Source organism: Pseudomonas sp. M20, from assembly GCF_045037865.1.
GTDB lineage: Bacteria > Pseudomonadota > Gammaproteobacteria > Pseudomonadales > Pseudomonadaceae > Aquipseudomonas.
Window position 1 is genome coordinate 1998302 of sequence record NZ_CP173611.1, and the last position, 20015, is coordinate 2018316.

14 protein-coding genes are annotated in these 20015 nt (G+C 59.2%); 8 read left to right on the forward strand and 6 right to left on the reverse strand.

The annotated features are described in order from the left end of the window. Positions 1-125: 125 nt before the first annotated feature. Entirely contained in the window at positions 126-488 is a 363-nt protein-coding gene (locus tag ACI514_RS09085; protein ID WP_405123580.1) for a response regulator, read from the reverse strand. Between the two features lie 263 nt (positions 489-751). Between ACI514_RS09085 and ACI514_RS09090 the strand changes: the two genes are divergently transcribed. Genes ACI514_RS09090 through ACI514_RS09110 form a run of 5 tightly spaced genes read left to right on the forward strand, consistent with a single transcriptional unit; the run spans position 752 to position 7302 of the window. Next, positions 752-4249: a response regulator gene (locus ACI514_RS09090; protein WP_160058051.1), complete on the forward strand. Its 3498-nt coding sequence runs from the start codon at positions 752-754 to the stop codon at positions 4247-4249. Next, entirely contained in the window at positions 4249-5082 is an 834-nt protein-coding gene (locus ACI514_RS09095; protein ID WP_122600440.1) for a protein-glutamate O-methyltransferase CheR, read from the forward strand. Before ACI514_RS09090 ends, ACI514_RS09095 begins: the two co-directional genes overlap by 1 nt. Beyond that, entirely contained in the window at positions 5079-5672 is a 594-nt protein-coding gene (locus tag ACI514_RS09100; protein ID WP_160058048.1) for a chemotaxis protein CheB, read from the forward strand. The genes ACI514_RS09095 and ACI514_RS09100 overlap by 4 nt, the downstream gene beginning before the upstream one ends. Continuing rightward, on the forward strand, positions 5666-6880 hold the full coding sequence (locus tag ACI514_RS09105; RefSeq protein ID WP_160058047.1) for a hybrid sensor histidine kinase/response regulator: 1215 nt from the start codon (positions 5666-5668) through the stop codon (positions 6878-6880). The genes ACI514_RS09100 and ACI514_RS09105 overlap by 7 nt, the downstream gene beginning before the upstream one ends. Positions 6881-6924: 44 nt before the next feature. Beyond that, positions 6925-7302: a response regulator gene (locus tag ACI514_RS09110; RefSeq protein ID WP_003225116.1), complete on the forward strand. Its 378-nt coding sequence runs from the start codon at positions 6925-6927 to the stop codon at positions 7300-7302. 101 nt (positions 7303-7403) lie between these two features. Here the strand turns inward: ACI514_RS09110 and ACI514_RS09115 are convergent, their stop codons facing one another. From ACI514_RS09115 to ACI514_RS09125, 3 genes are all read right to left on the reverse strand, one after another. Next, positions 7404-9074, reverse strand: a complete 1671-nt coding sequence (locus tag ACI514_RS09115) for an ATP-binding protein (RefSeq protein ID WP_405123581.1) — start codon at positions 9072-9074, stop codon at positions 7404-7406. Further along, positions 9071-10573, reverse strand: coding sequence for an ATPase domain-containing protein (locus tag ACI514_RS09120; protein WP_405123582.1), 1503 nt, complete (start codon positions 10571-10573; stop codon positions 9071-9073). The genes ACI514_RS09115 and ACI514_RS09120 overlap by 4 nt, the downstream gene beginning before the upstream one ends. Before the next feature lie 132 nt (positions 10574-10705). Further along, positions 10706-11761, reverse strand: a complete 1056-nt coding sequence (locus tag ACI514_RS09125) for a tetratricopeptide repeat protein (RefSeq protein WP_160058045.1) — start codon at positions 11759-11761, stop codon at positions 10706-10708. A gap of 171 nt (positions 11762-11932) precedes the next feature. On the opposite strand from ACI514_RS09125, the gene ACI514_RS09130 reads away from it, so the two are divergent. Genes ACI514_RS09130 through ACI514_RS09140 form a run of 3 tightly spaced genes read left to right on the forward strand, consistent with a single transcriptional unit; the run spans position 11933 to position 15207 of the window. Next, complete coding sequence (locus ACI514_RS09130) at positions 11933-14068, forward strand: FUSC family protein (RefSeq protein ID WP_405123583.1); 2136 nt, start codon at positions 11933-11935, stop codon at positions 14066-14068. Then, the gene (locus tag ACI514_RS09135; protein WP_007914938.1) at positions 14058-14258 is read left to right on the forward strand and encodes a DUF1656 domain-containing protein; all 201 of its coding nucleotides are present in this window, start codon (positions 14058-14060) and stop codon (positions 14256-14258) included. The genes ACI514_RS09130 and ACI514_RS09135 overlap by 11 nt, the downstream gene beginning before the upstream one ends. A 4-nt stretch (positions 14259-14262) precedes the next feature. After that, the gene (locus tag ACI514_RS09140) at positions 14263-15207 is read left to right on the forward strand and encodes an HlyD family secretion protein (protein ID WP_160058043.1); all 945 of its coding nucleotides are present in this window, start codon (positions 14263-14265) and stop codon (positions 15205-15207) included. Between the two features lie 195 nt (positions 15208-15402). Here the strand turns inward: ACI514_RS09140 and ACI514_RS09145 are convergent, their stop codons facing one another. After that, positions 15403-16824 (reverse strand): efflux transporter outer membrane subunit, encoded by a 1422-nt coding sequence (locus tag ACI514_RS09145; RefSeq protein ID WP_123449714.1) that lies wholly within the window; start codon positions 16822-16824, stop codon positions 15403-15405. After that, positions 16821-20000, reverse strand: coding sequence for an efflux RND transporter permease subunit (locus ACI514_RS09150; protein WP_405123584.1), 3180 nt, complete (start codon positions 19998-20000; stop codon positions 16821-16823). The genes ACI514_RS09145 and ACI514_RS09150 overlap by 4 nt, the downstream gene beginning before the upstream one ends. Positions 20001-20015: the final 15 nt, after the last annotated feature.

The following is a 20015-nucleotide window of genomic DNA, read 5'->3' on the forward strand; positions in this document are numbered from 1 at the left end:
CGCATCAAGTGTTGCTATGTAAGTGCATTATTCAGCTATTAATAAAGTTGGGTATTACGCGGGGTGGAGGCGGGCAGTGATGCCCCTTCGTCATTGTTTGAAGAGGCACGATGAAAGAATATTAATTATTTCTGCAGAATGCTTTTTACTTTGTCGCGTAACTTATCAATCGAAAACGGCTTGCCGATGACATGCATATCTTTAGGCACTTCAATGGATTCGGCATAACCGCTGGCAAACAGAATCGGCAGGGTGGGGCGCAGTTTGCGTGCTTCGGTCGCCAGCTCACGGCCGTCCATGCCCGGCAGGCCGACATCGGTCATCATCAGATCAATCTGCTGAGTTGAGTCTTTAAGCTTTTCCAGTGCCTGTTCGCTGCCATCCGCTTCGAGCACCGCGAACTCCAACTCCTCCAGCACATCGACAATCAGCATGCGCACGATGTTGTCGTCTTCTACGACCAGGATGGTGGATGGGGTGGCAGACATAATAAGGCTCTCGAAAGTCAGTTCAGGGTCGCCGGTCGATCAAAAGTGCCGGGCTCTTTCATCAGTAAGTGGCGCAGTGCCACAAGTTCCCCGACCGACGCAAAAAAAGCATAGCCGCAGACGGGGGCGCAAGGATAACTGTTCAGAGGCGCGAACATGCCGGTGAGTGTAGGAATTTGCAGCGAAAGGTGTGAGAAAAATGGATCCACACCGCCGTTTTGGGGCAAACTGCCTGTTTTTCAACAGTTCGACAAGGCTGCCCCATGTCCTCTCCGTCTACGGTTGATGAGCAACGGTTTCGCAAACTCCTGAGCCGCAACATCAGTCTGCCCTTGGGCGTCGGTGTGCTCAGCGCCGTGTTTTTCGTATCGCTGATTACTTACCTGCTGTCGGTGATCCAATGGGTGGAGCACACCGACCGGGTGATCAATAACGCCAATGAAGCGGTGAAGCTCACCGTGGACCTGGAAACCGGCATGCGTGGTTTTCTGCTGAGCGGTGATGAGCACTTCCTCGACCCGTACGAAACGGCCAAGCCGCGCATTACCGTGGCGCTCGATACGTTGCTCGAACTGACGGCCGATAACCCGGTGCAAACCGATCGTCTGCGCCGCCTGCAGGCGTTGCAGACCGAGTGGGCCAATTACGCGCAATCGATGATCGATCTGCAGCGATCCAGCGGCGATTACCGGGGCGCGGTCAAGGCCGGTCGCGGCAAGCGCCTGACCGACGAGATCCGCAAGCAATTCGAAGACGTCATCGAAACCGAACAGGTCCTGCGCACGACGCGCAATGAAGAGGTGCGCCGCACCACGATCTGGAGCATCAGCCTCTACCTCGTGTTCATCGCGGGTATCAGTGGTTTGCTGGCTTATATTGGCCGACGTGATCTGGTCAACCTTTCGACCAACTACAGCGCCAACCTGGCCGCACAGCAAGCCAGTGCCGTGCGTCTGGAGCAACAGGCGTGGTTGCGCAATGGTCAGACCGAACTGGCCGAGCAGGTGCTGGGGCAACTGACGCTGAATCTGTTGGGGCGCAACATTTTGCAATTTTGCGCGCAATACCTCGGCACCGCCGTCGCTGCGCTGTATGTGCGTGAAGAACATGGCGGCCTCAAGCGTGTGGCCACTTACGGGTTCTCCCGCGAGCAGGAAGAGCAAGACCAGTCGATCTACAGCGGCGAAGGCATCGTCGGTCAGGTGGCGCAACAGGCGCGGCTGATTCGTCTGGACTCCGTGCCGTCGGACTACTTCAAAGTCAGCTCAGGGCTGGGCGAAGGTTTGCCGCACAGCGTGCTGGTGGTGCCCACCAGTGATGACGATCGGGTCAATGGCGTGATCGAACTGGGTTTCCTGCGTCCGCTCAATGATCGCGATATCGAACTGCTGGAGCTGATTGCCGGCAACATCGGCACCTCCATCGAAGCTGCGCGCTACCGTCAACGCTTGCAGGAAGTGCTGGCCGAAACCCAACAGCTCAACGAAGAGTTGCAGGTGCAGCAGGAAGAGCTGAAAACCGCCAACGAAGAACTGGAAGAACAATCACGGATTCTAAAGGAATCCCAGGCGCATCTGGAAACCCAGCAAGTCGAACTGGAGCAGACCAACGAGCAACTTGCCGAACAGGCGCAGACCCTGGCCGAGCAGCGCGACGCCATGGACCTGAAGAACACCGAACTCAATCAGGCCCAGGTCCAGCTCGAAGAACGCGCCGAAGAGTTGCAGCGCTCGAGCAAGTACAAGTCCGAATTCCTCGCCAACATGTCCCACGAACTGCGCACGCCGCTGAACAGTTCGCTGATTCTGGCCAAGTTGCTGGCGGAGAATCCGCAGGACAACCTCAGCGCCGAGCAGGTCAAGTTTGCCGAGTCGATTTACTCGGCCGGTAATGATCTGCTCAACCTGATCAACGACATTCTGGACATCTCCAAAGTCGAGGCGGGCAAGCTCGAAGTGATTCCCGAGAACACCAGCGTCGCGCGTCTGGCCGAAGGCCTGCGCAATGTGTTCGAGCCCTTGGCGGCAGACAAACAGCTGACCTTCAGTGTCGATTTGCAACCCGGCACGCCGGCGATGTTGTTCACCGACCGTCAGCGTCTGGAACAGGTGATCAAGAACCTGCTGTCCAACGCTGTGAAGTTCACCGAAAAGGGCACCGTCAGTTTGACGATCGCTGGCCAGCCTGATGATCGGATTGCGTTCATCGTGCGCGATTCGGGTATCGGCATTGCCGCCGATCAGCAGGAAAGCATTTTCGAAGCGTTCCGCCAGGCTGACGGCACCACCAACCGCAAATACGGCGGCACGGGGCTGGGGCTGTCGATTTCGCGAGATCTGGCGACCCTGCTCGGCGGTTCGATCAGCGTCAGCAGCGCGCCGGGGCAGGGCAGTGTGTTCACGTTGGTGCTGCCGCAGCAGTACGACGAATCCAGTGAAGTCTCGTCCGCGCCGTTGACCTTCACCCCGCCGACGCAGTCCATAACACCGAGTATCGCGCCCGCCGTCGCGGTTTCGCCGTTGGCGCCGGTGCACATTCCGCGCTTCGCCGACGACCGCGACAAGGCACCGTTCGCCACGCGCTGCATTCTGGTGGTGGAAGACGAGCCGAACTTTGCGCACATCCTCTACGATCTGGCGCATGAACTCGGTTATCAGTGCCTGGTAGCCCACGGTGCGGACGAAGGTTACGACCTGGCGAAAGAGTTCGTGCCTGACGCGATCCTGCTTGATATGCGCCTGCCCGATCACTCTGGCCTCACCGTGTTGCAGCGCCTGAAAGAACACGCCGAAACCCGCCATATTCCAGTGCATGTGATTTCCGTCGAAGACCGTGTCGAAGCGGCCATGCACATGGGCGCGATCGGTTACGCGGTCAAGCCGACCACTCGCGAAGAGCTCAAGGACGTGTTCGCCCGCCTCGAAGCCAAGCTGACCCAGAAGGTCAAACGTGTGCTGTTGGTCGAGGACGACGATTTGCAGCGCGAAAGCATTGCGCGGCTAATCGGCGACGAAGACATCGAAATCACCGCTGTCGGCCTCGCGCAAGATGCTTTGGAGCTGTTGCGCACGACGATCTACGACTGCATGGTTATCGATTTGAAGCTGCCGGACATGCTCGGCAATGACCTGCTCAAGCGCATGTCGACCGAGGACATATGCTCGTTCCCGCCAGTGATTGTCTATACCGGGCGCAACCTGACCCGCGATGAAGAAGCCGAACTGCGCAAGTATTCGCGTTCGATCATCATCAAGGGTGCACGTTCGCCAGAACGTCTGCTGGACGAGGTCACACTCTTTCTGCACAAAGTCGAATCGCAGTTGTCCCATGAACGGCAGAAGATGCTCAAGACTGCGCGCAGCCGCGACAAGGTCTTCGAGGGTCGCAAAGTGCTGTTGGTGGACGACGATGTGCGCAACATTTTCGCCCTGACCAGCGCGCTGGAGACCAAAGGTGCAGTCGTGGTGATCGGCCGGAACGGCCGTGAGGCGATTGAAAGACTCAATGAAGTCGAGGACATCGATCTGGTGTTGATGGACGTAATGATGCCGGAAATGGACGGTTTCGAAGCCACCATTGAAATCCGCAAGGATCCGCGCTGGCGCAAGCTGCCGATCATCGCGGTAACGGCCAAGGCCATGAAGGACGATCAGGAGCGCTGCCTGCAGGCGGGCGCCAATGATTACCTGGCCAAGCCCATCGATTTGGATCGGCTGTTCTCGTTGATTCGCGTGTGGTTACCGAAGATGGAACGCATTTAGTGGAACGCAGTACACCAGCCGAACGAAACAGTGAAATCGAACTGCGCTTGTTGATTGAGGCGATTTATCTCAAGTACAGCTACGATTTTCGCGATTATTCCGGTGCTTCAATCAAGCGCCGGGTACAGCACGCACTGAGCCAGTTCGAGTGCGCGACGATTTCGGCATTGCAGGAAAAGGTTCTGCACGATCCGACGGCCTTCATGCAGCTGCTGCAATTGCTGACGATCCCGGTCAGCGAGATGTTTCGCGACCCTTCGCACTTCCTCGCGATCCGCAGGGAAGTGGTGCCGTTGCTGCGCACCTATCCGTCGATCAAGATCTGGATCGCCGGGTGCAGCACGGGCGAGGAGGTCTATTCGATGGCGATTTTGTTGCGCGAAGAGGGCCTGCTCGATCGCACGATCATCTATGCCACTGATATCAACCCGCGTTCGCTGGACAAGGCCAAGCAGGGGATTTTCTCGATGGAGAATGTTCGCGCGTACACGGCCAACTATCAGCAGGCCGGCGGTCAGCGATCGTTTGCCGACTACTACACGGCAGCGTACGGTTACGCGATTTTCGACAAGAGTCTGTGCGAGAACGTGACCTTCGCCGACCACAGTCTGGCGACGGACAGCGTGTTCTCCGAAACCCAATTGATTTCCTGCCGCAACGTGCTGATCTACTTCAACAAGAAGCTGCAGGATCGGGCGTTTGGCTTGTTCCATGAATCGCTTTGCCATCGCGGCTTTCTGGTGCTCGGCAGCAAAGAGACGCTGGATTTTTCCAGTTACGCCAACCAGTTCGAAGCATTGGTGAAACAAGAACGGATCTACCGCAAAACATGAACGAGGCCGTGGCTTTACCTCGCGTCGAGGCGATAGTGGTCGGTGCTTCCGCCGGTGGCGTTGAGGCCTTGCTCGCGCTGCTCGGGCCGCTGCGCCAAGGCTTCGTGCTGCCGATCATTGTTGTGCTGCACCTGCCTGAAGAGCGCCGCAGCCAGTTGGCTGAGGTGTTCGCCCGGCGCCTGATGCTGCCGGTCGAAGAGGCGACGGACAAGCAGGACATCACCCCCGGCACGGTTTATTTCGCCACACCGGGTTATCACCTTTCGGTGGAGCAGGATCGCAGCCTGTCGCTGAGTCTTGAGGACCGCGTGCATTATTCCCGGCCTTCGATCGACTACCTGTTTGAGTCGGCCGCCGACGCGTACGGTTCATCACTGGCCGCTGTCCTGCTCACCGGCGCCAATCACGATGGCGCGCGCGGGCTGGCGCAGGTCAAACGCTGTGGCGGATTGACCATTGTCCAGGATCCCGAAGAGGCGCAAGTCGCCACCATGCCCCAGGCTGCACTGAACATTCAGCAGCCGGATCATGTCCTACCCATTCACGGCATCGGCCGTCTGCTTGTCGAGCTGGAACGAATCGCATGCTGAGTAATATCCAAGCCAAACTGCTGATCGTCGACGATCTGCCGGAGAACCTGCTGGCACTCGAAGCGCTGATCAAGCGTGAAGACCGTACCGTCTATAAAGCGTTGTCGGCGGATGAGGCGCTGTCGTTGCTGCTGCAACACGAGTTCGCCATGGCCATCCTCGACGTGCAGATGCCGGGCATGAACGGCTTCGAACTCGCCGAGTTGATGCGCGGCACCGAGAAAACCAAGAACATCCCGATCATTTTCGTCAGCGCCGCCGGCCGTGAACTCAATTATGCGTTCAAGGGTTACGAGAGCGGGGCGGTGGACTTTCTGCACAAACCGCTGGATATCCATGCGGTGAAGAGCAAGGTCAATGTCTTCGTCGATCTGTACCGCCAGAGCAAGGCGATGAAGCAACAGCTCGAAGCGCTGGAACAGGCTCGACGCGAGCAGGAAGCGCTGCTGCAACAGCTGCAAAGCACCCAGCTGGAGCTGGAGCAGGCGGTGCGTATGCGTGATGACTTCATGTCCATCGTCGCTCACGAAGTGCGTACGCCGCTAAACGGCCTGATTCTCGAAACCCAGTTGCGCAAGATGCACCTGGCTCGGGACAACGCAGCGGCATTCACCCTGGACAAGATGCACGCCATGGTCGACCGCGATGAACGGCAGATCAAAAGCCTGATCCGCCTGATCGAAGACATGCTCGACGTGTCGCGCATTCGCACCGGCAAACTGTCGATCCGCCCGAGCCGTTTCGATCTGGTGCAATTGGTCAGCAACCTGCTGCAAAACTTCGCGCAACAGATTGAAGCTGCCGAAACTGAAGTGTCGTTTACCGCGCCAGCGCCGGTGGAAGGCAATTGGGACGAGTTCCGTATCGAGCAGGTGGTGACCAATTTGCTTACCAATGCCCTGCGCTATGGCGGTCGCAGCCCGATTCAGGTGCGCGTTTACCGTGAAGGCGATGAGGCGCGGGTCGAGGTGCAGGATCGCGGCATCGGCATCAGCCAGGAGAACCAGAAGCGTATTTTCCAACAGTTCGAACGGGTTTCCGCCAAGACGGTAGTGGCCGGGCTCGGGCTGGGTCTGTTCATTTCCGAACAGATCATCGCCGCCCATGGCGGCTCCATCGTCGTCGAGAGTGAAATCAACGAAGGCGCCCTGTTTCGCGTTTGTCTGCCAATTCAGGAAAACGGCACATCCGACGCAACCTCTGATTGACCGTACGGTCGTATCAGCAGCTATTGACCGAACAAAGGCTTCCCATGAGCGTAGATGCACAAGATGTAGTACTCGTCGTCGAGGACGAACCGGTTATCTTGATGGTCCTGACGGATTACTTGTCGGGGCAGGGGTATCGCGTGTTGCAGGCGGAAAACGGCGAGCAGGCGTTCGAGATTCTTGCGAGCAAGCCGCATCTGGACATGTTGATCACCGATTTCCGCTTGCCGGGCGGGATCTCCGGCGTGCAGATCGCTGAACCGGCGGTCAAATTGCGCCCGGACCTGAAGGTAATTTTCATCAGCGGTTACCCGCAGGAAATCCGCGAAACCGGCAGCCCGATCACGCGCAAGGCGCCGATCCTGGAAAAGCCGTTCGACCTGGATGTGTTGCAGGAAAAAATTCAGGAATTGCTCGCCTGAAGCCCTGTAGGAGCTGCCGAAGGCTGCGATCTTTTGATGTTGATGATCAAGAACAAGATCAAAAGATCGCAGCCTGCGGCAGCTCCTACAGTTTCAGCGTTTCAGCTTTTGATCATCTCCCGTACCTTGGCGGTCAGCAGATCGAAGGTGAACGGTTTGGTGATCATCTGCATTCCCGAATCGAGGAACCCGCCACGCACCGCTGCGTGCTCGGCGTATCCGGTGATGAACAAAACCTTCAGCCCCGGCCGATACTGACGGCCGACTTCTGCCAGTTGCCGGCCGTTCATGCCCGGCAGGCCGACGTCGCTGATCAGCAGGTCGATGCGTTGCGTCGAGTTCAGAATCGGCACGGCGCTGTCGGCATCCCAGGCTTCGACGAAGGCATAACCCAACTCCCCAAGTACCGCGCAGACCAACACGCGCACGGCCGGGTCGTCTTCAACGATCAGCACGGTTTCGCCATCCAGCGCATCCGGGGCTTGTTGAATAGCGGAGTCCGGACTGGACAGTTCTTCGCCGCGAAAACGCGGCAGATAAAGCCGGACCGTGGTGCCTTCATCAATTTCGCTGTCGATCGAGACATGTCCGCGTGACTGCTTGCTGAACCCGTAAATCATCGACAGGCCCAGCCCGGTGCCCTGGCCAATCGGCTTGGTTGTGAAAAAAGGATCGAATGCACGGTTGATGACACTTTGCGGCATGCCGCTGCCGTTGTCGGTCACACTGAGCATCACGTAATCACCGGGTTCAAGGTTGCTGTAGGCCTCGGTGAATTCGCGCTTGAGCACCTGATTGCTGGTCTCGACCACCAATTTTCCGCCGTCGGGCATGGCGTCGCGGGCATTGATCACCAGGTTGAGCAGGGCACTTTCCAGTTGATTGGGGTCGGCCTCGGCCACCCACAGCTTGTCGTTGAGGCGCATGTCCAGCTGAATGCTTTCGTTGAGGCTGCGTTGCAGCAGCTCACCCATGGACAGCACCAGGGTGTTCATCTGCACGGCTTTTGAATCGAGCGATTGTCGGCGTGAAAACGCCAGCAGGCGGTGGGTCAGACTGGCGGCACGGTTGGCCGAGGTCACGCCCAGATCGATCAGGCTGTCGAGGTCGTCCAGACGCCCACGGGCCAAGCGCCGGCGCAGCAACTCAAGGCTGCCGATAATACCGGTGAGCATGTTGTTGAAGTCGTGGGCGATGCCGCCGGTGAGTTGGCCGACCGCTTCCATTTTCTGTGACTGGCGCAGCGCTTCTTCATTGTGGCGCAGCTGTGCGGTGCGCTCCTCGACCTGTTGCTCAAGGGTTTCCAGCGTCGATTGCAGGCGCCGTTCGCTTTCACTCAGGTCAATCAGCCGATCGCGGGCCTCGTACTGTCGTCGTCGGCCGCGCAATGCGGCAGAAACCATACTGACCAGTGTTGCCGGATGAAACGGACGCTCAAGAAATGTCACGTTGCCCAGCAGATCGCTAAGGCGTGAGGAGGGGCCTTGTTCCTGGCCGCCGTGATGGGTCAAGAGCACAATAGGCAGATCCGACCAGGCCGGCTGCTGCTCCAGATGCAGGAACAAAGCTTCCAGTTCCGGCCCGCGCAAGGCTTCGGCGGCGACCAGCAACAAACCGGCGCCCTGCTCGAGCTCCGTGCACAGCGAACCCAGACCGGGCGTGACGACTCCGCCGTAGCCGGCCTCTTTGAGGATCATCAGCGCAATCTGGCTGTCGCGACCCACGGGCGCCAGAATCAGCGCCCGTTCGGCCAGCGGCACCTGGACCGTCACAAGTGCTCTTCCTGCAGCAACGGATTACTCGCGCCGAGGTAGGTGGGGACGCCACGTAGCACGCCCTGAAAGGCTTCCAGCGGTTCACCGATGGTCATGCCTTGCGTGGAAATGCGGTATTCACGAATGGTCGATTCGTGGCTGCCGGTGCGTTTCTTGATGATCGAGATCGCGCGGCGGACTTTGCCCAGTGCTTCGAAGTAGCGCAACAGAATCACCGTGTCAGCCAGATAAGTAATGTCGACCGGCGCTTGCATGTCGCCGACCAGACCATGCTGGGCAACTGTCATGAAGGTCGCCGCGCCTTTGCGGTTGAGGTACAGCAGCAGCTCGTGCATGTGCAGCACCAGCGCGTTTTCTTCTGGCATTGCCGCCTGATAGCCGTTGATGCTGTCGATAACCACGGTTTTGATTTGACCTTCATCGACGCAGCGGCGTACGCGATGAGAGAACTCACCCGGCGACAGTTCCGCGGCGTCGACCTGTTCGATCAACAAATTGCCGGTGGCTTGCAGCGCCTTGAGGTCGATGCCGATGTTTTTCATCCGTTCGAACAGCAGGCCGAGTTCTTCATCGAAGATAAACAGCGCGGCTTTTTCCCCGCGTAATACGGCAGCGGCGGCGAAGATCATCGAAATCAGCGACTTACCGGTACCGGCAGGGCCGAGAATCAGCGTGCTGGAGCCGGTTTCGATGCCGCCGCCGAGCAGAGCGTCCATTTCCGGAATGCCGCTGGTCAACTGCAAGCGCGCATACTCGCCGCGGTGTTCAGCCGCCACCAGCCGCGGGAACACATGCACGCCATCGCCCATGATGGTGAAGTCGTGAAAACCACCGCGATACTTCTGGCCACGGTACTTGACCACCCGCACGCGTCGCCGCTCGGCGCCGTAGTTGGGTGTCAGTTCTTCAAGACGAATCACCCCGTGGGCCACGCTGTGCACGGTTTTGTCGAGGGACTCGGTGGTCAGGTCATCGAGCAGCAACACGGTCGCGTTGTAGCGCACGAAGTAATGCTTGATCGCCAGAATCTGCCGGCGATAACGCAAAGAGCTCTGCGCCAGCAAGCGGATCTCCGACAGGCTGTCGAGCACCAAACGCGTAGGTTTGAAGCGTTCGACTGCTTCGAAAATCTGCTTGGTGGCTTCGCCCAGTTCCAGGTCGGAGGAATACAGCAGGCTCTGCTGGTGTTCAGCATTGAGCAGGCTTTCCGGGGGTGTCAGCTCGAAGATCTTGATGTTGTCATCCAGCGTCCAGCCATGGGACAACGCCCCTTGCCTTAGTTCGCGCTCGGTTTCCGAGAGCGTGATGTACAACGAGCGTTCGCCGGCTTTCGCGCCGGCCAGGAGAAAATGCAAAGCGACCGTGGTTTTGCCGGTACCGGGTTCACCCTCCAGCAAAAAAACATGACCGCGAGACAGACCACCGGCGAGGATGTCATCCAGACCCACAATGCCGGTAGCGGCTTTCGCACTGATCAACTCGTTAGAAGTAGACAAAAAATGCCCTCTCATGACTAGGGGAAGCGAGGCCGTCGGGAGAATCGAGCGGCCTGATTAACTTGACCCTTTGGCGTGATGGCAGTTCCGAAATTCCTTGCGAGATGTGTCGATCGAGCTGTCGAAAGTGGCTCAGAGACCCTGCTGCAAGGCCGGATCATCCGGGTTGAGCTGTTCCAGCTGCGCCAACAGAATCTGCACGTTCTGCAATTGCCCGCTTTCTTTCCAGTAATTGATCAGCAAAACCCGCGCCTTGCGGTCAGCGGGGTGGCGCTGAACGATTTCCTGCAACTGGTTTTGCGCCGCTTCCAGTTCTTCGGCGCTGTGCAGGGTGGTCGCGAGGTCGTAGCGGTAATCCTTGTTATCGGGTTCCAGCTCAACGGCTTTGGACAAACCGAGCAGAGCGTATTCGCGCTGATCGTGGTGCAACAGCCAAAGACCCAAGGCATGTTGCAGGTAGGCAGAATCAGGTTGCGCTTTGAGCTGTTTGACCAGCAGTTGCCGAGCGGCGTCGGTTTGGCCCTGGCGGTCGAGGACATCGATCTGCATCACCAGCGCCTGCAGATTGCCGGGCTCCAGGCGCAGCGTATTGTCGAGCGCGACCTGCGCCTCTTTGAGTTCTGCGTTGTGGATATGCAGCCGGGCCAGTTGCGCATAGTTGGCAGCGCTTTCCGGCAGCGCCTTGAGCGTTTGTTCCCAGCCGTCGATCGCTTGTTGTAGTGGCGCGAAGTAAAGGCCCAGTTCATCGGGGGTCAAACCGAGGAGGGCGTTGATCGCGGCAAAGCGCACGGTTTGATCTTCATCTTCGAGCATCGGCCCGAGCAACAGGCTGCGTTGCCCGCCCGGCACCAGTCCCACCACGCTTTTGATTGCCGCCAGCCGCACGGCGGGGGCTTCGTTCTGCAGGTCGGTGTCGGCCAGTTTCAACGCTTGCGGGCTGGGGTAATTGGCCAGCTCACCGTGCAGCCACACGCGACGTTTCACCGATATGTCCGGGCGGCCCAGTTGCTGATACAACTGACGCGCTGCGCCCGGTTGACCCTTACGGGCAGCATCGAGCGCTTCGCTATAACCGTGCTTGATTGCATCGGGTATGACCGGGACGGTGCTGCGCACCGACAACCAGGCTACGACGACGATAAGCACAAGGCCCAGGCTGATAAGCAGGTAGCGGCGAGACTGAGGCATGCAGGTTTCCGAAACAGGCGTTCTTGAGCAGAGCGGCAAGCTTCGGTCAGCGCGGGCCACGAGTCAAACCCTGTGCATGCGAATCGCCCTACAAGCTGCGTCGACTCAGTTACCCGTCAGGCTTTCGATGCAGTGTCTACGCTTGCAGAAGTCGTTTCGATGAGTGTGCCCATGCAAGCCCTGTTCAATTATTTCCGAGCCGTGATCCACCCCGGTCAGGCTGCACTGCTGTTTGCCCTGCGAACCATTGCGGCGGGCTTGCTGACGCTGTACCTGGCGTTCTTGTTCGATCTCGATCAGCCGAAGTGGTCGATCATGGCAGTGGTCATTGTCAGCCAGCCGTTGGCCGGGATGGCGCTGGCACGCAGCTTCGGTCAGGTGATCGGCACGACCCTCGGGGCGGCGGTGGCGGTATTGATCATGGCCATCTTTCCACAGGCACCGCTGCCATTCATTACCACTCTGGCCCTGTGGCTGGCGCTGTGCACGGCGGGCGGTACGTTGCTGCGCTACACCAGTTCGCAAGCCTTTGTGCTCAGTGGTTACACCGCCGTGGTGGTGGCGTTGCTGGCGATTCCGGATCAGGACGGCACCTTTTTATTGGCCGTCACCCGCGTTACCGAAACCTTGCTGGCCGTGGCCTGCGTGTGTGTGGTCAGCCTGTTGACGGCACGCCCGCAAGCGGTGGCCAAGGGGTATTTCGCCAAGGTCGATCAGGTTATCAAACTGGCCGCCAGTCACGCTGCGGCGGTGCTTCGCACGGAAGAAAGCGAGGCCGATTTCCAGCGCCGGCAAATGCAATTGCTCGGTGAGATCAGTGCCCTCGAAGGCCTGCGCCGGCACTTGTATTTCGATGCGCCACGGTTGCGCAGCGCCAACCATCTGGTACTGCTGTTGGGCAACCAGCTGATGTTGTTGACCTCGCGATTGACCGCGCTACGCCATCAGCGCGAACTGCTCACCGAGCGCTGGGAGGGTGATCTGCCGCTGGAGATCCAGCGACTGCGTGCGGACGAACTGGCGCTTCTCGATCAGTTGGCGGAGCAGGGGCGATCGCTGCCCGAGCCCACACGCCAGCAATTCATCAAGCTGCAGCAACAGTTCGAGGCGTTGGCGTATCAAGCCGAGCAGTTGACCGAAGACATGAGCGCCACCTTGCGCTCGCTGGCCTGGGCGTTGCGCTGGGAGCAGGCGCGGCTGTTGCAGCAACTCGAGCAGATTCTCGAGTTGAGTGATGCCATTCAGGAAGGGCGCGAGGCCAGTTGTCTCTATCGTGGCCAGGTCAGCCCTCTGCATCTGGACTTCACTTTGGCGTCGATGAATGCGATCCGCGCCTTCACTGCGTTGCTGGTGGCCGGGTTGATCTGGATCGAAACCGCGTGGGACGGTGCGCGAGGCGGAATGATTCTGGTGGGAATCCTCTGCTCGCTGATGGCTACTTTCCCGCGTCCACTGATAGCCGCGCAGAGTTATGCGCGAGGCTTGGGGCTGGCGCTGGTGGTCTCGGCGTTCTATCAATTCATGCTGGTGCCGGCGATCAGTGATTTCGAGCTGTTGGCGTTGTTGCTGGCACCGCTGCTGTATGTGATCGCAATCGGTCTGGCCAGTCCGGCGACGGCGGGTATCGGTATGGGGTTGGGGTTGTCGAGTTTTCTGATGCTCGGCCCGCAGAATGTCGGTACCGGACAGAACACGGCGATTCAATGGTTCGAATTTGCCGGCGCCTATGTCAGTGCAGCCATGCTTGCCCTGATCGTTTACGCGTGGATTTTCCCGTTTCGCCCGGCGTGGCGCCTTCGCCGTTTGTATAACGAAGCGCGCGAGCAGGTGTATGCACTGAGCAAAACCCCGGCGACCGATGAACAACAGTTTGCCTTTGAAAGCCGCATGGTCGATCGCCTGACCAGCATGCTCGGCCTGCTGCCAGCGGTGAACAACCGGGCCATGCAGCAACTCTATGAAATCAGCCTGGCGTGCGTGGCACTGGGTGTGGCCATGCACCAGTTGCGGCAGCAAGCGCACAACAATGCGCTGCTGACAGATGCCTTTACTCAGCGTCTGGCATCGGCCGTGCGCAAGACCGGGCGCTATGTCGCCGGGCGACAGGATGTGCAATTGGCGCCACTGCTGACCACGCTGCACACACTGGGCGATGAACTGGATGAACTGCACATCGCCAGTCATGAGCATGTCTGGTCGCTGTTTCGTATGCGTGTGGCCCTATTGATCGTCGTGTCATTTCTGCAACGCCACGGTGACGCTATCCAGCACTCTGTTCCGGAAGGAGAAGCAGCCCTTGCCCATTGATTTCGAAATTGGCGGCGTCTACCTGCCGCCCATTGCCCAGGCGTTACTGTTGGCCATACCGATTTTCATGTTGCTGGACTGGGGTTTGCGGCGACTTGGCGTACTGCGTCTGGTCTGGCATGAGGCGCTGTTCGAAGGCGCTTTGTATGCCTGCGTCTGTGCCACGCTGATTTTGCTGATGGGAGCCTGATGCCTTGAAAGTGTTATTCACGCGATTGATCACGTTGGCAGTGGTGCTGTTGGCGATCGTGCTCGGCTGGTTTGCCTGGGAGCATTACACCCGCGCGCCGTGGACTCGCGATGCCCGGGTCAGAGCCGATGTGGTGACGCTGTCGGCGGATGTCTCGGGGCGCATTGTCAGTCTGGCCGTGCAGGACAACCAGCATGTCGACAAGGGGCAATTGTTGATGGAGATCGACCCGGCGCGCTACCGCCTCGCGGTGGAACACTCGCGGCGTTCGGTGGAAGTGTCGAAGGCAACGCTGGGTCAGTCGCAAGCGGCCATCGTTGCCAGTGAAGCCTTGCTCAAGCAGAGGCAAAGCGAAGAACGCCGGCGGCGTACACTCAAGCAGGGTTTTGCGATCTCCGGAGAAGAGTGGGAAAAATCCAGTACCGATGTCGCGGTGGCCCAAGCGGATCTTCTACGCAATCAGGCCAATCTCGGTCTGGCCGAGGCGAACGTGCAGTTGGCGATTGCCGCGCTGACCCAGGCCGAACTGGACTTGCAGCGCACCCGCGTCGAGTCCCCAGTGAGCGGTTATGTCACCAACCTGCTGACCCGTGAAGGTGACTACGCGGTGAGCGGCGGCGCTTTATTGGCACTGGTCGACAGTGATTCGTTCTACATCAGTGGTTATTTCGAAGAAACCAAACTGCCGCGAATTACAGAGGGCGATCGGGTGCGGGTGCAATTGATGAGCGGAGAGACCTTCGGCGGCAGGGTGCAGAGCATCGCCTTCGCCATCGCCGACCGGGAGAACGCGCCGGGCAGCCGGTTACTGGCCAACATCAACCCGAGTTACACGTGGGTAAAACTGGCACAGCGGGTGCCGGTGCGGATCGACATTGATGGCGACTATGCCGGCAAGAACCGCCTGCGTGCTGGCACCACAGCGACCGTCACCGTGCTGGAAAACTGATCCCTGTAGGAGCTGCCGCAGGCTGCGATCTTTTGATCTGCTCTTTTAAAGCAAAGTCAAAAGATCGCAGCCTGCGGCAGCTCCTACAGAAGAGGGTGTGATTTTCGAGGCATAAAAAAACCCCGCGACCGAATGATACGCGGGGCAAAAAATTTGGTTGGTTGCGGCCAACCAAAGGAGCTCTTTAACAATCGATTACTTGCTGGCCACTGTCTCCGGTTGCCAGCCACCGCCAAGGGCTTTGTAGATCGCGACGATGCCGCGATACAGGTCGACTTCGGCCTGGGCCTGGCTGTCTTCGGCGTTCAGGCGCTCACGTTGGGCGTCGAGCAACACAAGGAAGTCGGTCGTACCTTCGCGATAGCGGATTTCAGCGAGGTCGGCAGCCTTGCGGCTCGATTCGCTCTGACGGATCAGCGAGATCAAGCGTTGCTGACGTTTGCCGTAATCACTGAAAGCGTTTTCCGATTCTTCCAGAGCCAGCAGCACTTGTTGCTCGTAGGTCGCCAGGGCGCCTTCGGCATCGGCATCGGCGCCGCGCAATCGAGCTCGCACGCTGCCAAGATCAAATGCTGCCCAAGTGATGCTCGGGCCGAGTGCCCAGGCGTTGGCCGCCGAGGAACCAATCTGCGAACCACGCCCGGCCGTCCAGCCGAGGAAGCCGCTGAGGCTGACCCGTGGGAACAGATCGGCTTTCGCCACGCCGATACGTGCCGTGGCCGAGGCCAGTTGGCGTTCGGCGCTGAGAATGTCCGGACGACGCTGCAGCAGTTCGCCCGGGTCACCGATCGGCAAGGCTTTGGCAATCGCTGGCAGGTCTTTTGGACTCAGATCGACAGTCAGCTTGTCCGGACGCTCGCCCAAGAGGGTAGCAATACGGTTTTTCTGCCGAACCTGTTCTGCCTGCAATTGCGGCACGCTGGCTTCGACCGAAGCCAGACGTGCATCGGCACGTTCGACGTCGAGCTGATCGCCCACGCCGGCGTCACGCAGGCTGATGGTGATCTTGCGCGACTCCTGCTGGTTGTTCAGGTTGGCCACGGCAATCTTTTCGCGCAGTTGTGCACCGCGCAGTTGACCGTAAGCGTCGACCAGTTCGGCAATCATGGTGACTTGCAGTTGGTACAGATCGGCTTCGGCTGCCTGCTGGTCGGCGTCGCTGGCTTCCAGATTGCGCTGGATGCGCCCGAACAGGTCTAGCTCCCAGGCCATGTCCAGACCGAGGTCATAGCGTTCGCTATTGACCCGGTTGGTGGTTTGGCCGGGGATTTGCCCCTTGGCCAGATCACTGCTGGCGCGGCTGGTGATGGTCGGCATCGCATCGTTGCTGGCGTCGTCGCGGATCGCCCGGGCGGCTTTCCAGCGCGCGAACGCCACGCGCAGTTCACGGTTGCCTTGCAGCGATTGGGTCACCAACTGGTTGAGGGTCGGATCGTCGAATTGCTGCCACCAGATGCCTTCGAATTTAGAACGGTCGAAGTTCTTTTGCCCGGCGGCGCCGTCGGTGGCGGCCGTGATATTGGCCGCCTCCGTGGCTGGGGTCTTGTAGTCGGGGCCGACAGCGCAGGCGCTGAGAGCCAGCACCAGCAGACTCGGCAGGAAGACTTTCAGACTCATTGTTGCGCCTCCAGTTTCAGAGCTTTGGCCGCTTTGCGGGCTTCGCCGCGTTCAACAAAGTTACGGATCAGTACGTAGAACACTGGGGTCAGCAACAGACCGAAGAAGGTCACCCCGAGCATCCCGGAGAACACCGCCACACCCATGGCGTGACGCATCTCGGCACCGGCACCGCTGGAGAACACCAGTGGCACCACACCCATGATGAACGCGAAGGAGGTCATCAGGATCGGCCGCAGACGCAGACGGCAAGCTTCGAGTACCGCAGCGAGCGGGTCGAGGCCTTCTTCCTGTTTGTCCTTGGCGAACTCGACGATCAGAATCGCGTTCTTACAGGCAAGTCCCACCAGTACGATCAGACCGATCTGGGTGAAGATGTTGTTGTCACCGCCCGAGATGATCACACCGGTGATGGCCGACAGCAGGGTCATCGGTACGATCAGGATCACCGCCAATGGCAGGCTCCAGCTTTCGTATTGAGCGGCCAGTACCAGGAACGCCAGCAATACGCAGAGCGGGAATACGAACAGCGCGGTGTTGCCGGACAGAATCTGCTGGTAGGTCAGGTCGGTCCACTCGTAGGTCATGCCGTTCGGCAGTTCATCCTTCAGCAGTTTCTCGATGGCTTTTTCCGCCTGGCCGGAGCTGTAGCCCGGGGCAGCCGCACCGTTGATTTCTGCGGTGATGAAGCCGTTGTAGTGCATCACGCGATCCGGGCCCGAGGTGTCGCTGACCTTGATGAAGGTCGCCAGCGGGATCATTTCGCCTTTGTTGTTACGTACTTTCAGCTGGCCGATCTGGTCGGATTCGAGGCGGAACTGTTGTTCGGCCTGAACGTTGACCTGATAGGTGCGCCCGAAGCGGTTGAAGTCGTTGGCATACAGCGACCCCAGGTAGATCTGCAGGGTGTCGAAGATGTCGCTGACGGCCACGCCGTGGGTCTTGGCTTTTTCACGGTCGATGGCGGCATCGACCTGAGGCACGTTCACTGTGTAGCTGGTGAACAGGCCCGCCAGTTCCGGAACGCTGTGGCTCTTGTTGATGATGTTCATGGTTTCTTTGTACAGCTCGTCGTAGCCCAGGTTGCCCCGGTCTTCGATTTGCAGACGGAAACCACCAATGGTGCCCAGACCTTGTACCGGCGGTGGCGGGAAGATCGCCATGTACGCCTCTTGAATGTTCGCGTACTGGCCGTTCAAGGCCCCGGCAATTGCACCGGCGGACATGCTCGGGTCTTTACGTTCGTCGAATGGTTTCAGGGTCACGAAGACGATGCCGGCGTTCGGACTGTTGGTGAAGCCGTTGATCGACAGGCCCGGGAACGCTACGGCGCTTTCCACGCCTGGCTGTTTCAGCGCCATGTCGGACATGCGCTTGATGACTTCTTCGGTGCGATCCAGGCTCGAAGCGTCCGGCAGTTGCGCGAAGGCCACCAGGTATTGCTTGTCCTGGCCCGGTACGAAGCCGGTCGGCGTGCTGGAGAAACCGAAGAAGGTCAGCACCATCAGGCCTGCGTACAACAGCAGGGCGATGCCGCTGCTGCGGATAACCCGACGCACGGTGCCGACGTAGCCATGGCTGGCACGATCGAAGAAACGGTTGAACGGACGGAACAGCCAGCCACCGAAGATCTTGTCGAGCACCTTGGAAAAGCGGTCTTTCGGTGCGTCGTGGCCTTTCAGCAATACCGCGGCCAGTGCTGGCGACAGGGTCAGCGAGTTGAACGCCGAGATCACCGTCGAGATGGCGATGGTCAGTGCAAACTGTTTGTAGAACTGCCCGGTGAGACCGGAGATGAAGGCCGCCGGAATGAACACCGCACACAGCACCAGCGCCGTGGCAACGATCGGACCGGTTACTTCACGCATGGCACGTTTGGTTGCTTCGACCGGTGTCAGTCCGAGTTCAATGTTCCGTTCGACGTTCTCCACCACCACGATGGCGTCGTCGACCACGATACCGATGGCCAGCACCAATCCGAACAAGGACAGCGCGTTGAGCGAGAAGCCGAACAGGTGCATCACCGCAAACGTACCGATCAACGATACCGGCACCGCCACCAACGGAATGATCGAGGCGCGCCATGTTTGCAGGAACAGGATCACCACCAGTACCACGAGGATCAGTGCTTCGAAGAGGGTGTGAACCACCGCCTCGATCGAACCGCGCACGAAGATCGTCGGGTCATAGACGATGCTGTAATCCATGCCTTGCGGGAAGCCTTTCTTCAACTCGTCCATTTTCGCCCGAACGTCGTTCGAGATGTCGATGGCATTGGAGCCTGGACGCTGAAAGATCGGGATGGCTACGGCCGGCTGGTTGTCCAGCAACGAACGCAGCGCATATTGGCTGGAGCCCAGTTCAACCCGAGCGATGTCCTTGAGGCGAGTGATTTCACCGTCGTCGCCTGCACGAATGATGATGTTCTCGAACTCTTCCTCGGAGACCAGACGACCCTGTGTGTTGACCGACAGCTGGAAGCTCTGGGCATTCGGGGCAGGGGGCGCACCCAACTGACCGGCAGCCACCTGGCGGTTTTGCTCACGAATCGCGGTGACCACATCGGTCGCGGTCAGATTGCGCGAAGCGGTCTTGTTCGGGTCGAGCCAGACACGCAGCGAGTAGTCGCCCATACCGAACAACTGCACATCACCGACACCGTTGAGACGAGCGAGCTCATCCTTGATGTTGAGGATCGCGTAGTTGGACAGGTAGAGCATGTCGTAGCGCTTGTCCGGCGAGGTCAAGTGCACAACCATGGTCAGGTCAGGCGATGCTTTGTCGACGGTGATACCGATGCGCGTCACTTCCTCGGGAAGCTTCGGCTCGGTTCGGGTCACCCGGTTTTGCACCTGCACCTGCGCATTGTCCAGGTCAGTGCCCAGGGCGAAGGTGATGGTCAGGGTGATCTTGCCGTCGGCGGTCGACTGCGAGGACATGTACAGCATGTTCTCGACGCCGGTGATGGCCTGCTCCAGCGGAGCGGCCACGGTTTCACCGATGACTTTAGGGTTGGCGCCCGGGAAGTTGGCACGCACCACCACGGTCGGTGGCACGACTTCCGGGTATTCGCTGATCGGTAGCTGGAACAGCGAGATCGCACCGGCGATCAGGATCAGCAGCGAAAGCACCGCTGCGAAGATCGGCCGGGAAATGAAGAATTGGGAAAAATTCATCGGAGTTGTCGTCCC